Origin of the sequence: Pyrobaculum sp. (assembly GCF_049971835.1) — an archaeon.
GTDB lineage: Archaea > Thermoproteota > Thermoprotei > Thermoproteales > Thermoproteaceae > Pyrobaculum.
In genome coordinates this window covers 1-2,450 of the sequence record NZ_JBMFKV010000247.1, presented here as the reverse complement: position 1 = coordinate 2,450, position 2,450 = coordinate 1, and the positions used below count along the sequence as shown (strand labels likewise).

Below are 2,450 nucleotides of genomic sequence, written 5' to 3'. Positions count from 1 at the left end.
CCTTAGGCGGCGGCATACATAATGGTAAGACTTCTTCTCTTATTTTGGGCGGGGCTCCCCACATCCCCACAATTGCGATATCGGTGGCGGTGCCGCCGGCACACCCAGAGGGACAGCCGGAGATGAATATCCTTAGCTTGGCTGGTAACGGTATCTCGCCTGTAAAGTAAGGCTTTAAGGCGTCTCCAAGCGCTTTCCCTATACTCGGAGCGTCTACCACTGCTATCTGACATGTTAGAAATGCGGTACATGTGTTTATGCCCCACATGGCACCCCTCCAGCCGCCTACGGGGAACCCCATTTTCTCCACCTCTTCCTTTATCTTTTGGGCCTTTTCTAAACTATCAGTGATGAATTCAACGTTGCCAGCTACTGTTATTCTTAATGCGCCCACGCCATATTTATCTGCAATATCTGCAAATTTTTCTAACGTATCTGCGCTTATCCTCGCATTTGGGGGCAACGCCACTTTTATTGTAAATACTCTTTCGCCCGTTTCTGAGATATGTTCAATAATTCCGGATCCGTGGAACTTCCTCTCTTTCCATTTGCCGTAATTACGTTTTATTATTTCAGGAAGGAATCTCTCGACTTCAGTTGGGTATTTCAGCTCTATGCTCATACCCTCACCAACTGCTTAACTTTTTCGGCAAATTCTGCAAATTTCTTACGCTCTTCCTCTGGCAATACTCTATAGGGCACATTATCTGGCAGTTTCTCGACGTATTTCGGCGTATCTTCTAAGCTAATACCAGCTTTTTCTATAAATCTGTATAATCCCTCCATGAGAATATAATCCCCAAGTCTATACTTTGCCTGCGCCTCCTCGTCCCACGGCTTAATTACTTTAAATGTGACATCTATTGCCTTATCAACCTCATCAGGTTTTAAGAATCCAATAAACCAGCCGAGTTTGGGGCCGTAACGACCCTTACTACCCCCACCGACTACTACTGCTACTCTCCTTTCTTTACCTGGCTTAATAGCGGGGAACGCCGCCCTAATGCAGTGCATCGATTTTTTACACCGCGTCCCATCTATCTTGAGCTCTTTCTTAACAGGATCCCAGCTGATTGCGCCGCTTGGACAGTTCGCCACAAGTTTCTCTGGATCTACCTCGCCGTTCTCAATCTTCTTCCTTAATAGTTCTTGATCTACCTCGGGCGCGCCTTTCCAAACACCTATAAATCCGATATCTGCTCTATTTGCTCTAGCACAATCCATTGGACAGCCTGAGAACTTTATCTTGAATTTATACGGAAAGCCTGGAACAGCGGTGGCATCATGCACACGCTTGTCTTTTCTAAACGCAACTAACCAATTTAGTGTATCATAAAGTGCGAATTCGCACAGCGCAGGACCTACACATCCAGTTATTTCTCTAATCGCGTCGCCGCTCCCGCCGACGTCTGTCCCTATCTCTCTAAGCGCATCAATCATCTTATCTCCCACGTCTTTGCTCTTTAGATTGATAACCATAGCACCAGTTTGCCCCACAGCTTCAATTAAACCGACGCCATATTCCCTGGATATTTGGATAATCTTCCTAAGGTAATCTGTAGGTAGAAATTTCCCGGGTGTGTGGAATACTCTGAAGTGAACCTCCTCCCCACCTCCCGGGACCCAGTCTCTGGCAATTCTGGCCAAGACGCCTGTAAGACGTTTTGCCTTAACGGCACTGGGGCCCCAAGGGCTTTTCCTAGCCACTAGACCCACACCGTATACCCGCACCGGATAACCGGTCTTTTTCAACTCGCTTACGTGACTGGGCCATGGCCCTTTTTCAAGTTCAGCCAGGTATTCGTCGGCTTTTTCTAGAAGCTTTTCCGGCGGTGGTAATCCGGGTGGAGCTGCCATGAGAAATCTTAACTAAATTCCTAAAAAGACTTGTTACTCGTAATTAAGAAATAGATCTGTAGAGAATAGTAGAAAGGTTGTGATAACCTATATTTCTTTAGCGGATTTGCCCAGCGCCTTTAGTAAAACCAGTGTTATGTAAAGCCCCCTCCTTACCTCGGCATCATTTAGAAGAGATATAAGTGTACGTATAGATATTTTCTTGTCTTCCTTAGCTTCAACAAGTGCTTTTTCTAACTCTGGATCTGCTAATGCTCTGCCGATTACCTCTACTAGCGATGTTCTTGTCAAACCGTCAATCAAAAGGCCGAGGGGTCTTATTACATTTTTGGCAAGTTCATCTACCATTCTGTCAGTAACTACATCATGTAACATAGCAATAGTGGCGAGAAGCTCTACTACGTGATCTAATACGCCAGATCTCACTAGATATTCAGCGGCTCCCCATAGTTGTTGCTCGACAACCTCTCTAGGCACTGTAGGCATGGATTTTCCTGAGGGCGTAGCTACTATCCTGTCTACGGCAAGCCACTTGCGCCGGATCTCCTCGGACAGATACTCTTTCACCTGCGTTTCTGTCATATTAACCCTCT

At 46.1% G+C, this 2,450-nt stretch carries 2 protein-coding genes and 1 pseudogene; all 3 read right to left on the bottom strand.

Annotation, left to right across the window (positions count from 1 at the left end; all coding sequences use genetic code 11):
- Positions 1 to 622 (bottom strand): annotated as a pseudogene (locus tag ACP5J3_RS13195) (dissimilatory-type sulfite reductase subunit beta); the annotation flags it as partial.
- Positions 619 to 1,857 (bottom strand): dissimilatory-type sulfite reductase subunit alpha, encoded by a 1,239-nt coding sequence (gene dsrA, locus ACP5J3_RS13190; RefSeq protein WP_428496109.1) that lies wholly within the window; start codon positions 1,855 to 1,857, stop codon positions 619 to 621. The pseudogene ACP5J3_RS13195 and the gene dsrA, both read right to left, overlap by 4 nt.
- An 87-nt stretch (positions 1,858 to 1,944) precedes the next feature.
- A partial coding sequence (locus tag ACP5J3_RS13185; protein ID WP_428496108.1) for a DUF1641 domain-containing protein occupies positions 1,945 to 2,450 on the bottom strand: 506 nt, incomplete at its 5' end.